Genomic DNA, 17,615 nt, shown 5'->3' with positions numbered 1-17,615 from the left:
GGGGCGCGCTGGGGCGCGTCAGGTTTTGGTGGAGGTGACGAAGGCCGGCAGCGGCGGGCTGCCTTCGGAGAGCGTCAGCACCTCGTAGCCGGTCTCGGTGACCAGCACCGTGTGCTCCCACTGGGCCGACAGCGAATGGTCGCGCGTGACGATGGTCCAGCCGTCGTACTGGCCGCCCTTGAAGTCTTCCTTCACGTCGCGCTTGCCGGCGTTGATCATCGGCTCGATGGTGAAGATCATGCCGGGCTTGAGCTCTTCCATGGTGCCCGGGCGGCCGTAATGCAGCACCTGGGGCTCTTCGTGGAAGCGTTGGCCCACGCCGTGGCCGCAGAACTCGCGCACGATCGAGAAGCCCTGGCCCTCGGCGAATTTCTGGATCGCATGGCCCACATCGCCCAGGTGGGCGCCGGGGCGCACCTGCAGGATGCCGTGCCACATGGCCTCGAAGGTGACGTTGCACAGGCGCTTGGCCGCGATGGAGGCGTCGCCGATCACGAACATGCGGCTGTTGTCGCCGAACCAGCCGTCCTTGATGACGGTGACGTCGACATTCATGATGTCGCCCTTCTTCAGGGGCTTGTCATTGGGGATGCCGTGGCACACCACGTGGTTCACCGAGGTGCACAGCGACTTCGGGAACGGCACGCTGCTGGCGCCCATGTAGCCCACCGTGGCTGAGGTGGTGCCCTGCTTGACCATGTACTCGGCGGCCAGCCGATCCACGTCGTTGGTCGTGATGCCGGGCTTGATGAAGGGCGTGAGGTAGTCCAGCACCTCGGACCCGAGGCGGCAGGCGACCCGCATGGCTTCGATGCCTGCGGCGTCTTTGTAGGTAATGCTCATGCCCCGAATTATCCCATTCGGCAAGCTAAAATTCCGGGTTAACGCGGATGACCCCAGTCAGCGGCCTCCGCCCAGATTCCTTGATTCCCAACGCGGCCCCCGAGGCCCCCCATCGACCGTGACGCAGCCCGCACCTCAAGCCCTTCCTGTCGTAACCATGTTCGAGGGCGGCAGCGCACTCAGCGACTTCCGTGCACGGCAATTGCTGCCGAAGCTGCAGGCCATCGAGCCACGCATCGAGGGCATTTCGGCCCGTTTCGTGCACCTGGTGGTCACCGATGCGTCGCTGGGCGACGCCGACCGCGAGCGCTTTGCCGCGCTCCTGACCTACGGCGAGCCCTTCGAGGCCCCGGCGGCCAAGGCGAGCGCCTCGGTGGTCGTCACGCCCCGCCTGGGCACCGTGTCGCCCTGGGCCTCCAAGGCCACCGACATCGCCCACAACTGCGGCCTGGCGCTGCGCCGCGTGGAGCGCGTCACCCAGTACCACCTGAAGCTGAAGACGCCGCTGATCGGCAAGGCCCCCGTGCTCGAGGGCGACGCCCTGGCCGCCGTGGCCGGCCCGCTGCATGACCGCATGACCGAATCGGTGCTCGCCGCGGTCGAGCAGGCGGCCAGCCTGTTCAGCGAACTGCCGGCCCAGCCGATGGCGCAGGTCGACGTGCAAACGGGCGGGCGCGACGCCCTGGTGGCAGCCAATACCGGCTTCGGCCTGGCGTTGGCGGAAGACGAAATCGATTACCTCGTCGAAGCCTTCACCCGCCTGGGCCGCAACCCCAGCGACGTCGAGCTGATGATGTTCGCGCAGGCCAACAGCGAGCACTGCCGCCACAAGATCTTCAACGCCAACTTCACCATCGACGGCGTGGCCCAGCCGCTGAGCCTGTTCTCGATGATCCGCCACACCGAGAAGCAGAACCCGCAGCACACGGTGATCGCCTATGCGGACAACGCCTCGGTGATGGAGGGCGCGACCATCGAACGCTTCATTCCGGCGAATGGCTCGCAGAGCTATCAAAAAGATAGCGCCCTGAGCCATGTGCTGATGAAGGTCGAGACGCACAACCATCCGACCGCGATTTCGCCGTTCCCCGGCGCCTCGACCGGCGCGGGCGGCGAAATCCGCGACGAAGGCGCCACCGGCCGCGGCTCCAAGCCCAAGGCGGGCCTGACCGGCTTCACGGTCTCGAAGCTATGGCCGGAAGAGGGCCACTACGGCAAGCCCGAGCACATCGCCAGCCCGCTGCAGATCATGACCGAGGGCCCGCTGGGCGGCGCCGCGTTCAACAACGAATTCGGTCGTCCCAACCTGCTGGGCTACTTCCGCGAGTACGAGCAGGCGGTGACGAGCGACCTCGACACCGTGCAGCGCGGCTACCACAAGCCCATCATGATCGCGGGCGGCCTGGGCAGCATCGACGCCACGCAGACCAAGAAGATCCTGTTCCCGGCCGGTTCGCTGCTGATCCAGCTCGGCGGCCCCGGCATGCGCATCGGCATGGGCGGCAGCGCCGCCAGCTCGATGGCGACCGGCGCCAACGCAGCCGAGCTCGACTTCGACTCGGTGCAGCGCGGCAACCCCGAAATCGAACGCCGCGCGCAGGAGGTCATCAACCACTGCTGGCAGCAGGGCGCGGCCAACCCGATCCTGGCGATCCACGACGTGGGCGCCGGCGGCCTGAGCAATGCCTTCCCCGAGCTGACCAACGACGCCGGCCGCGGCGCGCGCTTCGACCTGCGTGCCGTGCCGCTCGAAGAGTCGGGCATGGCGCCCAAGGAAATCTGGTGCAACGAAAGCCAGGAGCGCTACGTGCTGGCCATCGCGCCCGAATCGCTCGAACAGTTCAAGGCCTTCTGCGAGCGCGAGCGCTGCCCGTTCTCGGTGGTCGGCGTGGCGACCGAAGAGCGCCAGCTGCTGGTGGCCGACGAAGGCGCGGCTGTGCAGCCGGTCGACATGCCCATGGACGTGCTGCTGGGCAAGCCGCCCAAGATGCACCGTGACGTGAAGACCGTCGCCCGCAGCTTCAAGCCGCTCGACCTCACGGGCGTCGACCTGCAGAAGGCCGCCATCGACGTGCTCGCACACCCGACCGTGGCCTCGAAGCGCTTCCTCATCACCATCGGCGACCGCAGCGTGGGCGGCCTGACGCATCGCGACCAGATGGTCGGCCCGTGGCAGGTGCCCGTGGCCGACTGCGCCGTGACGCTGGCCGACTACAAGGGTTTCGCCGGCGAAGCCATGAGCATGGGCGAGCGCACGCCGCTGGCCGCGCTCGACGCGCCGGCCTCGGGCCGCATGGCCGTGGCCGAGGCCATCACCAACCTACTGGCCGCACCGATCGAACTCTCGCGCGTCAAGCTGTCCGCCAACTGGATGGCGGCCTGCGGCGAACCCGGCGAAGACGCCGCGCTGTACGAAACCGTCAAGGCCGTGGGCCTGGAGCTGTGCCCGGCGCTGGGCGTGTCGATTCCGGTCGGCAAGGATTCGCTGTCGATGCGCACGCAGTGGAAGGACAACGGCGAAGCCAAGAAGGTCACGTCGCCGGTCAGCCTGATCGTCACCGCCTTCGCCTCGCTGGCCGACGTGCGCGGCACGCTCACGCCGCAGCTCGACGCGACCGAAGACGACACCACGCTGGTGCTCATCGACCTCGGCCGTGGCCAGCACCGCATGGCCGGCAGCATCCTGTCGCAGACGCTGAACCAGAGCGGCGACACCGTGCCCGACCTCGACGACCCGGCACAGCTGGTCGCGTTGGTCAACGCCGTGAACGCACTGCGCGCCGACGGCAAGATCCTCGCGATGCACGACCGCAGCGACGGCGGCCTGTTCGCCACCGCCTGCGAAATGGCCTTTGCCGGCCATGTCGGCGTGGCGCTGAACGTCGACATGCTGGTCACCGAAGGCGACGGCATTTCCGACAGCCGCATGGAAACCGGCGACGCCAAGAACTGGGCGCAGCAGGTCAGCGCGCGCCGCGAAGAGCTCACGCTCAAGGCGCTGTTCAACGAAGAGCTGGGCATGGTGCTGCAGGTGCGCACCGCCGAGCGCAACGACGTCATGCAGGTGCTGCGCGCCCACGGCCTGAGCACGCACAGCCACTTCGTCGGCAAGACCCGCCCCGCGAGCTCGGCCATGGACGCCGGCAAGGGCAAGCTCGAAATCTGGCGCGATGCCAAGTCGGTGTTCAGCGCGAGCCTGCACGACCTGCACCAGGTCTGGGATTCGGTCAGCTGGAAGATCGCCCGCGAGCGCGACAACCCCGCCTGCGCCGATGCCGAACACGCCGCGGCCGGCGTGCCGAACGACCCGGGCATGCACGTGTTCCTGCCGAACGCCCCGGTGGCACCGGCCATCCTGCAGTCGCGCCCCAAGGTCGCGATCCTGCGCGAGCAGGGGGTCAATTCGCACGTCGAGATGGCCTATGCCTTCACCGAAGCCGGCTTCGAGGCCTTCGACGTCCACATGACCGACCTGCAGACGGGCAGGGCGGACCTGGCCGCGTTCAAGGGCGTGGTTGCCTGCGGCGGCTTCAGCTATGGCGACACGCTGGGCGCCGGCATCGGCTGGGCGCGCAGCATCACCTTCAACCCGAAACTGGCCGAGCAGTTCAAGACCTTCTTCGGTCGCGCCGACACCTTCGGCCTGGGCGTGTGCAACGGCTGCCAGATGTTCGCCGAGCTGGCCGACATCATTCCGGGCGCCGAGGCCTGGCCGCGCTTCACCACCAACCAGAGCGAACGTTTCGAGGCGCGTCTGTCGATGGTCGAGGTGCTCGAGTCGCCCAGCATCTTCTTCGCGGGCATGGCCGGCAGCCGCCTGCCGATCGCGGTGGCGCACGGCGAGGGCTATGCCAACTTCAAGCACCGCGGCGACGCCGCCAAGGCCATCGGCGCGATGCGCTTCGTGGACAACCACGGCCAGCCGACCGAGCAGTACCCGTTCAACCCGAACGGCAGCGCGGGCGGCCTGACCTCGGTGACCACGCCGGACGGCCGCTTCACCGCCGTGATGCCGCACCCGGAGCGCGTGTTCCGCAACATCCAGATGAGCTGGACCTCGGGCGACAAGAGCGAACTGAGCCCGTGGATGCAGATCTGGCGCAACGCGCGCAAGTGGGTGGGTTGATCGGGCGTCCTCAGGCCGTGCGAGCGGCCTGAATCAGGTCAATAAGAAATGCCCTCCAGGCTCGGGCCTGGAGGGCATTTTTCATGGAGGACGCGCCTGAGGCGCCAGCAATCAGCGCTGGCTGTTCAGCATCGACGCCTTGAACGACAGCACATGCGTCTTCGCCGCTTCGGCCGCTGCATCGGCGTCATGCCGCTGCAGCGTGGCGACGATGGTGCGGTGCTCTTCGATCACCTCGGCGAGGTGCCCTTCGGCCGCCAGTGAGATCGCCCAGAAGCGCTGCGAGCGCGCGTGCAGCACGCTCAGGATGTCCTGCAGCATCGCGTTGCGCGCCGCCGCCGCGATCTTTTCGTGGAAGAGGCGGTCGAGGTTCATGACCGACATCGCATCGCGCCGCTGCGCCGCGGCTTCGAACTGCTCGGCGATGGCCTGCAGCTCGGCCAGCTCGGCCTCGGTGATGGCCGCCGCGGCCAGGCGCATGCACAGCACCTCGTTCACCAGCCGGACCTCGATCAGCTCCAGCGCGTCGTTGATCGACAGCGGCGAAGCCATCGCGCCCTTGCGCGGAATGATGCGGACCAGGCCCTCGGCCGACAGGCGGTGCAGCGCCTGGTTCACCGGCGTGCGGCCCACGCCCAGCCGGTCCATCACCTGGGCGGTGTTGAGGTATTCCCCAGGCTTGTAGGCCAGGGTCACCAGGGCTTCCTTCAGACGCAGGTAGGCGGTTTCGTTGAGGGAGATGGCTGCTTCGGGCCGCCGGACGGGGGCTTTGCGGGCGGGCGTGGCTGCGTTCATCGGGGCGGGAGGGTCATGGTGGAGTTCCCCGATGGTACCTGCGGGAAATCCCTTTGAAGTTTCTGTGGACTCACTGTAATATCGCTGTGAAATTTCACTGAAACTTCAATCGAGCTGCCACCCATGAAACTGTCTTTCGAACTTCCCGAGGGGAATGTCCCGCAAACGCTGAGCTTCGAGGCCCGGCACCTCGTGATCGCCGGCTGGACCGGGCGCGACACCGCCGCCATCGAGCACCACATCGAGGAACTCGCCGAGCTGGGCGTGCCCGCGCCCAGCACTGTGCCGCTGTTCTACCGGGTGGCCACCCAGCAGCTGAGCCAGGCCGACGTCGTGCAGGTGGTGGGGGCCGACACCTCGGGCGAGGTCGAGCCGCTGCTGTTCCTGCACGGGGGCGAGTTCTTCGTCTCGATCGGCTCGGACCACACCGACCGCGCGCTGGAAGCGCACAGCGTGGCGCTGTCCAAGCAGATCTGCGTGAAGCCCGTGGCGCGCAGCGCCTGGCGGCTGGCCGACGTGCAGGAGCGCTGGGACACGCTGGTGCTGCGCTCCTGGATCGAGGAGGGCGGTGAATGGCGTCTGTACCAGGAAGGCACGTTGGCCGCGCTGCGCCCGCCGGCCGATCTGCTGGCGCGCTGCGCCGAGGCCGACGGCGAACCGACCGACGGCTTCGCGATGACCTGCGGCACGGTCGGCGCCATCGGCGGCATCCGCCCGGCCGCGCGCTTTCGCATGGAGCTGGTGGACGAACACACGAGCCGTCGCATCGCGCACGAGTACCGCGCGGTCTCGCTGCCCGTCGTCGCCTGACGCACGAGGACCGCACATGTCCGCCGCGATCTCCCTCGAAGCCGCCCGCGCCGACCTGGCAACAGGCCGCACCACCTCCGTCGCGCTGACCGCATCGGCGCTGCAACGCATCGCCGATCCCGCCGGCGAAGGCGCGCGCACCTTCACGCGCGTGCTGGCAGACCGCGCCCAGCACCTGGCGCGCGCCTCCGACAGCCTGCGCGAAGCCGGCGTCGTGCGTTCGCCGCTCGAAGGCCTGCCGGTTTCGGTCAAGGACCTGTTCGACGTGGCCGGCGAAACGACGACCGCCGGTTCCGTCGTGCTGCGCGACGCGCCGCCTGCCACGCACGACGCCGAGGCCGTGCGGCGCCTGCTGGCGGCCGGCGCGGTGCTGGTCGGCAAGACCAACATGACCGAGTTCGCGTACTCCGGCCTCGGCCTCAATCCGCACTACGGGACGCCGGCCAATCCGTGGCAGCGCGGCGAGCGACGCATTCCCGGCGGCTCGTCCTCGGGCGCGGCCGTGGCTGTGGCCGACGGCATGTGCGTCGCGAGCGTCGGCAGCGACACCGGCGGCTCGGCGCGCATTCCGGCGGCGCTGTGCGGCATCACCGGCTTCAAGCCGACGGCGCGTCGCATGCCCGGCACCGGGCTCGTGCCGCTGTCGCACAGCCTCGATGCGGTCGGGGTGATGGCGCTCGACGTGGCCGGTTGCGTGGCGATGGAGGCGGTGCTCTCTGGCGTGTCCGAGGCGCCCCGTGCGCTGCGCCTGCGTCAGGCGCGCTTCGCGGTGCCGAGCACCTTGGTGCAGGACGGCATGGACGCGCACGTCGCCGCCACGTTCCAGCGTGCGCTGCAGCGCCTCTCGGCCGCCGGCGTGGAACTGGTCGAATTGGCGCTGCCCGAGTTCGATGAGCTCGCCGCCATCAACGCCGCAGGCGGCTTCAGCGCCGCCGAGTCATGGGCGTGGCACGCCGAACTGATCGAACGCAGCGGCAGCGGCTACGACCCGCGCGTACTCAGCCGCATCCTGCGCGGCAAGGACTTCACGGCGCGCGCCTACCTCGCGCTGCAGGCGCAGCGGGCCGACTGGCAGCGCCGCGTGGCGGTGCGCCTGGGCGAGTTCGATGGCTGGCTCATGCCGACCGTGCCGCTGGTGGCGCCGCGCATCGAGGCGCTCGACGCCGACGAGGCGCAGTACGTCGCCGTCAACGCCGCGATGCTGCGCAACCCCTCCATCGTCAACTTCATGGACGGCTGCGCCATCTCATTGCCCTGCCACGCGGCCGGCGAAGCGCCCGTGGGCCTGAGCCTTGCTGGCCTGCCGATGCGCGACGCCGCGCTGCTCGCGTGGGCCGCCGACATCGAACGCACCCTGCGCGCCACCGCCGATTGACCCGTCTGCCCACCCTCAAGAAACTCCGGAGAACCTCATGACCCAGCGCTTCCGTTTCCCGCTCGCCTCGCTTGTCTGTCTCGCCGCCGGCCTGGCGTGCGTCGTCCCCGTCACCCACGCGCAAGAGGCTTACCCCTCCAAGCCGATCCGCATGGTCGTGCCGTTCCCGCCGGGCGGCAGCATCGACATGACGGCGCGCCTGGTCGGCCAGAAGCTCTCGACGGCGTTGGGCCAGCCCGTGCTGGTGGACAACCGTCCCGGCGCCAGCGGCAACATCGGCATGGACTACGTCGCCAAGGCCCCGAAGGACGGCTACACCTTGCTGATGGTGCACACCGGCCTGGCCTCCAACGGGCACATGTTCGCGAAGCTGCCCTATGACCCGATCAAGGACCTGGCGCCCGTGATCCGCGTGGCCGACCAGCCCAACGTGCTCATCATGAATCCCAAGTGGACGTTCAAGAACGTCGGCGAGCTGGTGGCCTATGCCAAGGCCAACCCCGGCAAGCTCAGCGTCGGCACTTCGGGCGTGGGCGGCCCGCAAGACGTGGCCGCGCGCCGCTTCATGCAGATGACCGGCACCGATCTGCTCAACGTGGCCTACAAGGGCGGGGCGCCCGCGCTGTCCGACCTGGTCGGCGGCCAGATCGACATGATGTTCGAAACCTCGCCGACCGCCGTGCCTTATGCCAAGAGCGGCAAGCTGAAGGCGCTGGCGGTCACGGGCGACAAGCGCGTTTCGACCTTGCCCGACGTGCCGACGGTGGCCGAGTCCGGCGTGCCGGGCTACCGGTTCATGGGCTGGGTCGGGCTGGTGGCGCCGGCCGGAACGCCGGCACCGGTCATCGCCAAGCTCAACGAGCAGGTGCAGGCGCTGCTCAAGAACGCCGACACGCAGAAGCAGTTCACCGACCTCAGCCTGGAAGTCATCGGCGGCTCGACGGCGGACTTCACAAGTTTCGTGCGCAAGGAGTCGAACGACTACGCCCGGTTCGTCAAAGACTTCAACATCACGCCGCAATGAAAAAAGCCCCGCGACTGCGGGGCTTTTTCTTGGGCGATGGGCCGAAGGCTTACTCGACCTTGGCCTTCGCGCGCAGGTCTTCCTGGTACTTCTGCAGGCGCTGCTGCTGCAGCTGCTGCGTGATCTGCGGCTTCACTTCTTCCAGCTTCGGCAGTTGGGCCTGGCGGATGTCGTCGACGCGGATGATGTGGTAGCCGAACTGGGTCTTGACCGGGGCAGGGGTGGTCTCGCCCTTCTTGAGCTTGATCATCGCTTCCGAGAACTCGGGCACGAAGCTGGCGGGGTTGGCCCAGTCGAGGTCGCCGCCGTTGGCGCCCGAACCCGGGTCCTTGCTCTGCTTCTTGGCGATGTCTTCGAACTTGGCGCCCTTCTTCAGGTCGGCCATGATCTTCTTGGCCTGGTCTTCGGTCTCGACCAGGATGTGACGGGCCTTGAATTCCTTGCCGCCGTTGGCTGCCACGAACTTGTCGTACTCGGCCTTCACGTCGGCGTCGGACACCGCGTTGGTCTTGCGGTAGTTCTCGAACAGCGCGCGGATCAGGATGGCCTGGCGGGCGAGTTCGAGCTGGTTCTTGTAGTCCTCGGTGGCGTCCAGGCCTTGCTTTTGCGCTTCCTGCATGAACACTTCGCGCGCCACGATTTCCTCGCGCAGCTGGCTTTGCATCTCGGGCGTCACCGGACGGCCGGCTGCCGCCAGCTGCTGGGCTAGGACGTCCATGCGGGCCTTGGGCACCGGCTTGCCGTTGACGATGGCTGCGTTCTGCGCCAGGGCCGACAGGGGGAGTGCACCGATCAGCGCTGCGGCCGCAACGGCCTGCAAGATGTGTTTTTTCATGAAATGAATATCAGGCTGGAGAGGAAATGCGCGTGTAGGAAAAGGCGCGGGAAAGAAAGCAGGAATCAGGAGAAAAGAAGGAGAGGGTGGGCGGCCGCGGCGAACGCGGCAAGCAACCGATTGGACGACTCAGAGCACCTCGATGGCGATGGCGTGCAGACCCTGTGCGATAAAAACTTGGAGGGCATCATACACAAGCCGATGCCGCGCCACGCGGGGCTTTCCGTCGAACAGCGGGGAGGCGATGCGCACCCGGAAATGCGTGCCGTAGCCCTCGGCGTTGGCGCCCGCATGGCCCGCGTGGGAGGCGCTTTCGTCGATCACTTCGAGCTGCGTGGGCGTAAGCGAGGCGCGCAGCGCCGCCTCGAGCGCGGCCACGGTGGGCAGGGGGAAGGTCGTGGTGGTGGTGGTCATGCGGTCGGCTTGTCTTCCTTGAGGTGCGGCGCGATGTACAGGCCCTGCGCCACCAGGAAGACGATCGGGAACACATAGCCCCAGAGCTTGAAGTTGACCCAGGCCTCGGTCGTGAAGTAGGCCGCCACGTAGCCGTTGATGAGCGCCATGAAGAGGCAGTAACCGATCCACGCCACGTTGAGCCGGCCCCAGATGCGCTCGGGCAACTCGAGCTGTGCGCCCAGCAGCATCTTCAGGAAGTTCTTCTTCAGCGCCCACAGCGCCACCGCCAGCGCGACGGCCATGGCGCCGTACAGCACCGTCGGCTTCCACTTGATGAAGCGGTCGTCGTGCAGCACCAGCGTGAGCGTGCCGAACAAGAGGATCAGCACCAGCGTGGCCTTCTGCATCGCCTGCAGCTTGCGTTCCATGGCGTAGATGACGGCCATCTGCACCACGGTGGCGGCCATCAGCACGCCGGTGGCGGTGTAGATGTCGGCGAACTTGTAGGCGCCGAAGAACAGCAGGATCGGGAAGAAGTCGAGGAGCAGTTTCATTTCTTCTTCTGGAAGTCGAGCGACGCCGAGTTCATGCAGTAGCGCAGGCCGGTTTCGGTGGGGCCGTCGGGGAACACGTGGCCCAGGTGGGCGCCGCAATTGGCGCACACGTTCTCGGTGCGCACCATGCCGTGCGAGCGGTCGACGATGTTGCGGATGGCGCCGGGCACGGCTTCTTCGGAGAAGCTGGGCCAGCCGCAGCCGGCGTCGAACTTGGTGGCGGCCTCGAACAGCTTGGCGCCGCAGCAGATGCAGTGGTAGGTGCCGTCGTCCCAGTGGGCTTCGTACTTGCCGGTGAAGGGACGTTCGGTGGCGGCGTGGCGCGTCACCTCGAAGGCGGCGGGTTCGGCGCCCTTCTCAGCGAGCAGGGCTTTCCATTCGGCGTCGGTTTTCTGTACGGGCGTGGTCATGAGGAGCAGCTGATTTCGATCGTGGAGGCCCAGTCGGGCGGGAAGCCGGCGTAGTCGTCGGCACCGGGGTGTTCTTCACATGGGGTTTGGAGCAGCGTCAGCAAGGTTGCCACACCCGCGTGGTCCTTTTGCTGACTGGCTTCGATGGCCTGCTGGCCCAGGTGGTTCCGCAGCACGAACTTGGGGTTCGACTGCAGCATCAATTTTGCCGCTTCGGCACGCTGCGATTGTGCATGGCGCTCCGAAAAAGAGAGCAGCCAGGCATCGAAGCCGGCGCGGTCGAGGAACAGGTCGCGCACCGGCTCGACGTTGCCGTCGGCCATGTGATTCGACAGGCGGCGCCAGAAGATGGTGTGGTCGACCTTCTCGGTCGCCATCAGCTTGAGCACGCCCTCGATCAGCGCGCGGTCGCCCTCGGCGGGCGTGGCCAGGCCCAGCTTGGCGCGCATGCGGTCTTCGAAGGCGTTCGGGAACACGGTCTTGTACGACTCCAGCGCGGCCACGGCGATTTCCTGGTCGCCGATCAGCGGCAGCAGCGCCTGCGCCAGGCAGAACAGGTTCCAGTAGGCGACGTTGGGCTGCTGGTTGAAGGCATAGCGGCCCTGGGTGTCGCTGTGGTTGCAGATGTGGCGCGGGTCGAAGCCGTCGAGGAACTGGAACGGCCCGTAGTCGATGGTGAGCCCGAGGATGCTCATGTTGTCGGTGTTCATCACCCCGTGGCAAAAGCCAACGGCCTGCCACTGGGCGAGCAGGGCGGCGGTGCGCTCGCTCACGGCCTCGAGGAAGGCGGCGTAGGCATTGCCGTTGAAGCGCGCGGTGGCGCGGCACTCGGGGTAGTAGCGGTCGATGACGTAGTCGGCCAGCGCGCGCAGCTCGTCTTCGCGCTGGTTGGCGGCGAAGTGCTCGAAGTGGCCGAAGCGGATGAAGCTCGGCGCCACGCGGGTCACGACGGCGGCGCTTTCCAGCTCTTCGCGGCGCACGCGGGCGTCCGAGCCCGTCACGCACAGCGCGCGCGTGGTCGGAATACCCAGGCCGTGCATGGCCTCGCTGCACAGGAACTCGCGGATGCTCGAACGCAGCACGGCGCGGCCGTCGCCGCCGCGCGAGTAGGGCGTGCGCCCCGCGCCCTTGAGCTGCACCTCGAGCCCGCCCTCGGTCTCGCCGAGCAGGACCGCGCGTCCGTCGCCCAGTTGCCCGGCCCAGACGCCGAACTGGTGGCCGCTGTAGACCGTGGCGAAAGGCCGCGTGCCGGCGACCGGCAGGCTGCCGGTGAGCGCGGCGAGCGTGGCGTCCGACTCGCGCCAGCCGGGCGGCAGGCCCAGCTCGCGGGCCACAGCGTCGCTGTGGCCGACCCAGTACGGATCGGGCAGCGGCGTGGGGCGCAGTTCGGTGAAAAAAGCGGGGCCCAGCGTCGAGAAGCCGGGCTTCCAGCGCAGGCCCAGGTCGGCGACCGGGGTGTCTTCGGCTAACAAGCTCATGCCCGGATTGTCCGGCAGCGCGCGAAACCCCTGGCCGCGGAGGCCATCGGGCGCGTGGGGCGGGCGCCGCCGCTCAGTTCAGCAGCGCGCCGCGCAGGGCCCCGGCGCCGTCGAGGGCGAGGCTGGCGCGGTACTGGGCCGGCGGCAGGCCGAACCAGCGCTTGCAGGCGCGAAAGAAGTTGCTGACGTCCACGAAGCCCAGCCGGTCGGCCACGTCCGCGAGCGTGTGGCGCTGTTCGGCCAGGTACTGCCTGGCGAGTTCGCGGCGGGTGCGGTCGAGCAGCGCCTGGAACGACACCGACTCCTCCTGCAAGCGGCGCTGCAGCGTGCGGTCAGCCAAGCCCAGGCCCGAGGCCACGTCCTGGCGGCGCGGCTCGCCGTGCTGCAGCCGGCGCGCGATCTCGGCGCACACCAGGCTGGCGGTGGTGGTCTGGCCCAGCAGGTTGAGCTGGTCGTCGAGCAGGTGCTCCTGCATCTCGCCCAGCGCCGGGTGGTGGGTGGGCAGCGGCATGGTCATGTCGGCCGACGACAGCAGCACGCGGTTGGCGGGCGCGTTGAAGCGGATCTCGCAGCCGAAGGCCTCGCGGTGCAGCCGGTCGTTGGTCGGCGGCGGGTAGACGAATTCCATGGCCAGCGGCTGCAGCTCGCGCCGCGTGAGCCACTGGCACTGCATGAGCACGGTCAGCAGGGCGTACTCGACGCGCTGGCGCGGAATCGGCAGGCTGCCGCCGGTGTGCTCCATGACCATCCAGCAGCCGCGCGCGTCGGACTGCAGTGAGAAGGCGGTGGCGTCGGAGATCACGGCCATGTAGCGCGTGAGCCGCGTCAGCGCCGCGCCCAGGGTGGGGCTGCAGGCCATGGCGTGGCCCACCGTGCCCAGCTTGCTGTGCGTGGCGGCCAGGTCGCGGTCCAGGCCCAGCGTGGGCCGACCGGCGTGCGCCACGGCCACCTGCCACAGCACGGAGATCTCGTCGACCGGGATGCGCGCGTTCTGGCGGTGCAGCGAGTCGGGGTCGAAGCCGGCATCGCTCAGCAGCGTGGGCACGTTCAGCCCCTCGGCCTCGAACATCGACAGCACCCCCTCCAGCCATGCGGCCGAGCTGGTGCGCAGCTCGGGCTGCGGACAGCCGGGGCGGCGCGACGGCCGGCGCGAATGGCGCGGCAGGGAGGCTTCTGAAGTCATTCGATTGGCTCGCTTGCGATAGCGGTGAAAACGGAGCCGGTTCCTAGAATTTTTCCAGTGCACGGCGGCCCGGAGTATGGGTGCCGCGCGCCGAGCCAGGAATTCCGATTAACCCGGTGTGGAGACAAAACATGAAGACAACGACAACAGCACAAGACCAGGGTGCGGCAGGACAGACGGCGATGGCGCGCGCCATTGCAACGGTGGCCACGCTGGCCACCGCGGCGGCGCTTGCGGCCTGCGGCGGCGGTTCGTCGGGGGCGACCGCCTTTCCCGTGCTGCCGCCTGCACCGGCTCCGGCACCCGCGCCCGCTCCGGCACCCGCCGTCGACGGCCCGATGGTGCGCCAGACCACGGCCGGCAAGGTCGAGGGCACGGACGACGGCGCCAAGAATGGCACCTGGTCCTGGAAGGGTGTTCCGTTCGCCCAGCCGCCGGTCGGCGCGCTGCGCTGGCGCGCACCGGTCGAGCCCGAAGCCTGGACCGGCATCCGCCCGGCCAAGGCCTTCGGCAACGCCTGCCTGCAGATCGGCCGGATCTTCAGCCCCGGCACCAGCAACACCTACGACGCCACCATCGGCACCAACCTGGGCAAGCCGGTCGGCAGCGAAGACTGCCTGTTCGTCAACATCTGGCGTCCGGCCACCACCGAGAAGAACCTGCCGGTGCTGCTGTTCATCCATGGCGGCAGCAACATTTCGGGTTACACAGCCGATCCGCTGTACGACGGCGCGGCGCTGGCCAAGGCCACCAATGCGGTGGTCATCACCGCCAGCTACCGGCTGGGCATTCTGGGCTTCCTGAACATGCCGCAGCTGCGGCCGGGCGGCAGCGCGGGCGACGACTCGGGCAACTTCGCGCTGCTGGACAACATGGCGGCACTGCGCTTCATCCAGGGCAACGTCGCCAACTTCGGCGGCGACCCGGGCAACGTCACGCTGTCGGGCGAGTCGGCCGGCGCGACCAACCTGCTGGCGGTGATGACCTCGCCGATGGCCAAGGGCCTGTTCCACAAGGCCTTCGAGATGAGCGGCGGCATTTCGCTCAAGACCAATCTGCCGCCCGGGACGCTGCCGACGCTGCAGCCGGCTTCGGCCTCGTTGACGCAGGGCCAGACGATCCTCGAAAAGCTGCTGGTCGCCGACGGCACCGTGGCCGATGAAGCGGCGGCCAAGGTGTACATCGGCACGCGCTCGCCGGCGCAGATCGCCGAGTACCTGCGTGCGCAGGAGGGTGGGGCGCTGCTGACCAAGGTCACTGCCGCCGGGCAGGGTTCCGTTGCGCCCATTCCCGACGGCACGGTGCTGCCGGCCGACCCGATCGGCGCCATCGCGGCCGACAAGTACGTCAAGGTGCCCATGCTCGCGGGCAACACGCGCGACGAAGGCAAGCTCTTTGCGTCGCTGCTGGGATCGCTGGGCATCCCGGGCCTGAAGGCGGGCTGGATCGTCAAGGACGACGCACGCTTCTCGATGATGTTCAACTTCAATCCGGACGCCGCCCCCACGCTCACGGTGAACGAAATCATCGACGCATCCTACCTTCCGGTAGGTACTCCCGGCACGGGCTACAACGCAGCGACCGACATCGTCACGAAGGGCCTGTTCGGCGCCAACCGCGACAACCTGCTCAACACCATGAAGACGCGCCAGTCGAACATCTGGCACTACCGCCTCGACTGGTCGCAGGAGGCCGCGCCGTGGAACGACGTGTACGGCGCTGCGCACGCCTTCGACCTGCCGTTCGTGTTCGGCAACTTCGAGGGTTCGCTGCTGAGCAACGTGATGGGCGGCAAGGCCAACGAGAAGGGGCGCGTGGCGCTGTCGAAGGCCGTCATGGCCAGCGTCGGGGCCTTCATGCGCAACGGCGATCCGAACACGCCCGAACTCGGTGCAACCTGGGGAACGTGGCCTTCGCAGATGCTGCTGGATGCCACGCCAACGGCGGCCAAGATCACGCCGGTGAACGTCCCTTGAAGAGCCGCTTCGTTCAATCATGCAGTGCGGGTTTGTGTCATTGTGCAAGTGGCCGAAGCTTGCGTGAATCTCTCGTTCGCAACGCTTTTTGAAGTCATTTCACATAGGAGTCCGTAGATGCTGGGTTTGATGCAAGACCAACCGCTTTTGATCTCGTCGCTGATCGAGTTCGTCGAGCGACACAACGGCGACGGCGAGATCGTCTCGCGCCGTGTCGAGGGCGATATCCACCGTTGCACCTGGAGCGACATCGCATCGCGCGCCAGGCAGGTGGCCAATGCGCTGGATGGCGAGCAACTGCTGTTCAGCGACCGCATCGCCACCCTGGCCTGGAACGGCTACCGCCACCTGGAGCTGTACTACGGCGTGAGCGGCAGCGGCCGCGTGCTGCACACCATCAACCCGCGCCTGCATCCCGACCAGATCGCGTGGATCGCCAACCATGCCGAAGACCAGATCCTGTGCTTCGACCTGAGCTTCCTGCCGCTGGTGCAAGCGGTGCATGCGCGTTGTCCCACGATCCGGAAATGGGTTGCACTGTGTGACGCCGACAAGCTGCCGGCCGACAGCGGTGTGCCCAATCTCGTGAGCTACGAGGCCTGGATGGGCGCGCAGCCCACCGCGTACGACTGGCCTACCTTCGACGAGAACTCGGCCTCGAGCATGTGCTACACGAGCGGCACCACGGGCAACCCGAAGGCCGCGCTGTACAGCCACCGCTCGACCATGCTGCATGCCTACGCTGCCGCGCTGCCCGATGTCATGCGCATCTCGGCGCAAGACTCGGTGCTGCCGGTGGTGCCGATGTTCCACGTCAACGCCTGGGGCATTCCGTACTCGGCCGCGCTGGTGGGCTGCAAGCTCGTGTTCCCGGGCCCCTCGCTCGACGGCAAGTCGGTGTACGAACTCATCGAGTCCGAAGGCGTGACCTTCGCGGCGGGCGTGCCCACCGTGTGGCAGATGATGCTGGGCCACATGCAGACCAATGGCCTGAAGTTCAGCAAGCTCAACCGCACCGTCATCGGTGGTTCGGCCTGCCCGCCGGCCATGATCACGGCGTTCCAGGAGAACTACAACGTCGAGGTGCTGCATGCCTGGGGCATGACCGAGATGAGCCCGCTGGGCACGCTGTGCACGCTGAAGAACAAGCACCTGTCGCTGCCCGCCGATGCGCAGCTGCAGATCCGCATGAAGCAGGGCCGCGCCATCTTCGGCGTCGACATGAAGATCGTCGACGGCAACGGCGACGAGTTGCCCTGGGACGGCAAGGCCTACGGCGACCTGTTGGTCAAGGGCCCCTGGGTCGTCAAGGAGTACTACAAGGGCGAGGGCGGCAACCCGCTGGTCGCCGACGCTGCAGGCCGGGGCTGGTTCCCCACCGGCGACGTGGCCACCATCGACGCCGAGGGCTACCTGCAGATCACCGACCGCAGCAAGGACGTGATCAAGTCCGGCGGCGAGTGGATCAGCTCCATCGACATCGAGAACATCGCTGTCGCGCACCCGGCCATCGCCATGGCGGCCTGCATCGGCGTGTTCCACCCCAAGTGGGACGAGCGCCCGATCATCGCCGTCGTGAAGAAGCCCGGCGCCGAAGTCACCCGCGAGGAGCTGCTGAAGTTCTACGAGGGCAAGACCGCCAAGTGGCAGATCCCCGACGACGTGGTGTTCGTCGAGGCCATTCCGATCGGCGCCACCGGCAAGATCCTCAAGACCAAGCTTCGCGAACTGCTCAAGGACTACAAGCTGCCGGGCCTCTGAAGCACGGCCAAAGCCCACCCGCACTGTCGCGCACGCGATAGGAAGGCCG

The 17,615-nt window shown here is 67.8% G+C and carries 14 protein-coding genes; 6 read left to right on the top strand and 8 right to left on the bottom strand.

What is annotated here, in order from left to right; all coding sequences use genetic code 11:
* Window positions 1-18: 18 nt before the first annotated feature.
* Window positions 19-843: a type I methionyl aminopeptidase gene (gene map, locus AC1RAA_RS04735; RefSeq protein ID WP_062471267.1), complete on the bottom strand. Its 825-nt coding sequence runs from the start codon at window positions 841-843 to the stop codon at window positions 19-21.
* Window positions 844-1,000: 157 nt separating this feature from the next.
* Between map and purL the strand changes: the two genes are divergently transcribed.
* Entirely contained in the window at window positions 1,001-4,969 is a 3,969-nt protein-coding gene (gene purL / locus AC1RAA_RS04730) for a phosphoribosylformylglycinamidine synthase (protein ID WP_492726822.1), read from the top strand.
* 111 nt (window positions 4,970-5,080) lie between these two features.
* Here purL and AC1RAA_RS04725 read toward each other — a convergent pair whose 3' ends face one another.
* A complete protein-coding gene (locus tag AC1RAA_RS04725; protein ID WP_492726820.1) occupies window positions 5,081-5,764 on the bottom strand; it encodes a GntR family transcriptional regulator in 684 nt (227 codons plus the stop codon).
* A gap of 123 nt (window positions 5,765-5,887) precedes the next feature.
* On the opposite strand from AC1RAA_RS04725, the gene AC1RAA_RS04720 reads away from it, so the two are divergent.
* From AC1RAA_RS04720 to AC1RAA_RS04710, 3 genes are read left to right on the top strand one after another with little or no spacing between them, the layout of a single operon-like run.
* Window positions 5,888-6,574, top strand: coding sequence for a DUF2848 domain-containing protein (locus AC1RAA_RS04720; RefSeq protein ID WP_492726818.1), 687 nt, complete (start codon window positions 5,888-5,890; stop codon window positions 6,572-6,574).
* 16 nt (window positions 6,575-6,590) lie between these two features.
* Window positions 6,591-7,949: an amidase gene (locus AC1RAA_RS04715; protein WP_492726816.1), complete on the top strand. Its 1,359-nt coding sequence runs from the start codon at window positions 6,591-6,593 to the stop codon at window positions 7,947-7,949.
* A gap of 37 nt (window positions 7,950-7,986) precedes the next feature.
* The gene (locus tag AC1RAA_RS04710) at window positions 7,987-8,973 is read left to right on the top strand and encodes a Bug family tripartite tricarboxylate transporter substrate binding protein (RefSeq protein WP_070060683.1); all 987 of its coding nucleotides are present in this window, start codon (window positions 7,987-7,989) and stop codon (window positions 8,971-8,973) included.
* Between the two features lie 49 nt (window positions 8,974-9,022).
* Here AC1RAA_RS04710 and AC1RAA_RS04705 read toward each other — a convergent pair whose 3' ends face one another.
* The 6 genes from AC1RAA_RS04705 to AC1RAA_RS04680 form a co-directional block, all read right to left on the bottom strand.
* Window positions 9,023-9,808, bottom strand: coding sequence for a peptidylprolyl isomerase (locus tag AC1RAA_RS04705; RefSeq protein ID WP_062471282.1), 786 nt, complete (start codon window positions 9,806-9,808; stop codon window positions 9,023-9,025).
* 129 nt (window positions 9,809-9,937) lie between these two features.
* Window positions 9,938-10,222, bottom strand: coding sequence for a BolA family protein (locus AC1RAA_RS04700; RefSeq protein ID WP_492726814.1), 285 nt, complete (start codon window positions 10,220-10,222; stop codon window positions 9,938-9,940).
* Window positions 10,219-10,758: a septation protein A gene (locus AC1RAA_RS04695; RefSeq protein ID WP_062471286.1), complete on the bottom strand. Its 540-nt coding sequence runs from the start codon at window positions 10,756-10,758 to the stop codon at window positions 10,219-10,221. Before AC1RAA_RS04695 ends, AC1RAA_RS04700 begins: the two co-directional genes overlap by 4 nt.
* On the bottom strand, window positions 10,755-11,168 hold the full coding sequence (msrB, locus tag AC1RAA_RS04690) for a peptide-methionine (R)-S-oxide reductase MsrB (RefSeq protein WP_070060682.1): 414 nt from the start codon (window positions 11,166-11,168) through the stop codon (window positions 10,755-10,757). Before msrB ends, AC1RAA_RS04695 begins: the two co-directional genes overlap by 4 nt.
* The gene (locus AC1RAA_RS04685) at window positions 11,165-12,646 is read right to left on the bottom strand and encodes a protein adenylyltransferase SelO (RefSeq protein ID WP_492726812.1); all 1,482 of its coding nucleotides are present in this window, start codon (window positions 12,644-12,646) and stop codon (window positions 11,165-11,167) included. The genes msrB and AC1RAA_RS04685 overlap by 4 nt, the downstream gene beginning before the upstream one ends.
* A gap of 73 nt (window positions 12,647-12,719) precedes the next feature.
* A complete protein-coding gene (locus AC1RAA_RS04680; protein WP_492728327.1) occupies window positions 12,720-13,811 on the bottom strand; it encodes an AraC family transcriptional regulator in 1,092 nt (363 codons plus the stop codon).
* Window positions 13,812-13,960: 149 nt separating this feature from the next.
* Here AC1RAA_RS04680 and AC1RAA_RS04675 point away from each other — a divergent pair, with 149 nt between their 5' ends.
* On the top strand, window positions 13,961-15,805 hold the full coding sequence (locus tag AC1RAA_RS04675) for a carboxylesterase/lipase family protein (RefSeq protein ID WP_492726810.1): 1,845 nt from the start codon (window positions 13,961-13,963) through the stop codon (window positions 15,803-15,805).
* Between the two features lie 117 nt (window positions 15,806-15,922).
* Entirely contained in the window at window positions 15,923-17,566 is a 1,644-nt protein-coding gene (locus AC1RAA_RS04670; RefSeq protein ID WP_492726808.1) for a 3-(methylthio)propionyl-CoA ligase, read from the top strand.
* The last annotated feature ends 49 nt before the right edge of the window (window positions 17,567-17,615 follow it).

It is taken from the genome of Variovorax sp. GW823-FHT04F07 (genome assembly GCF_058795995.1).
The sequence above is the reverse complement of the archived record's forward strand: the minus strand, read 5'-3'. Positions and strand labels throughout refer to the sequence as shown.

Excerpts from the sequence above, each read along its gene's own strand:
- AC1RAA_RS04670 (WP_492726808.1), top strand. The coding sequence starts at position 15,923 with ATGCTGGGTTTGATGCAAGACCAACCGCTTTTGATCTCGTCGCTGATC.
- AC1RAA_RS04720 (WP_492726818.1), top strand. The coding sequence starts at position 5,888 with ATGAAACTGTCTTTCGAACTTCCCGAGGGGAATGTCCCGCAAACGCTG.
- AC1RAA_RS04710 (WP_070060683.1), top strand. The coding sequence starts at position 7,987 with ATGACCCAGCGCTTCCGTTTCCCGCTCGCCTCGCTTGTCTGTCTCGCC.
- AC1RAA_RS04695 (WP_062471286.1), bottom strand. The coding sequence starts at position 10,758 with ATGAAACTGCTCCTCGACTTCTTCCCGATCCTGCTGTTCTTCGGCGCC.
- msrB (WP_070060682.1), bottom strand. The coding sequence starts at position 11,168 with ATGACCACGCCCGTACAGAAAACCGACGCCGAATGGAAAGCCCTGCTC.
- AC1RAA_RS04685 (WP_492726812.1), bottom strand. The coding sequence starts at position 12,646 with ATGAGCTTGTTAGCCGAAGACACCCCGGTCGCCGACCTGGGCCTGCGC.
- AC1RAA_RS04675 (WP_492726810.1), top strand. The coding sequence starts at position 13,961 with ATGAAGACAACGACAACAGCACAAGACCAGGGTGCGGCAGGACAGACG.
- AC1RAA_RS04700 (WP_492726814.1), bottom strand. The coding sequence starts at position 10,222 with ATGACCACCACCACCACGACCTTCCCCCTGCCCACCGTGGCCGCGCTC.
- AC1RAA_RS04715 (WP_492726816.1), top strand. The coding sequence starts at position 6,591 with ATGTCCGCCGCGATCTCCCTCGAAGCCGCCCGCGCCGACCTGGCAACA.
- map (WP_062471267.1), bottom strand. The coding sequence starts at position 843 with ATGAGCATTACCTACAAAGACGCCGCAGGCATCGAAGCCATGCGGGTC.
- AC1RAA_RS04725 (WP_492726820.1), bottom strand. The coding sequence starts at position 5,764 with ATGAACGCAGCCACGCCCGCCCGCAAAGCCCCCGTCCGGCGGCCCGAA.
- AC1RAA_RS04705 (WP_062471282.1), bottom strand. The coding sequence starts at position 9,808 with ATGAAAAAACACATCTTGCAGGCCGTTGCGGCCGCAGCGCTGATCGGT.
- purL (WP_492726822.1), top strand. The coding sequence starts at position 1,001 with ATGTTCGAGGGCGGCAGCGCACTCAGCGACTTCCGTGCACGGCAATTG.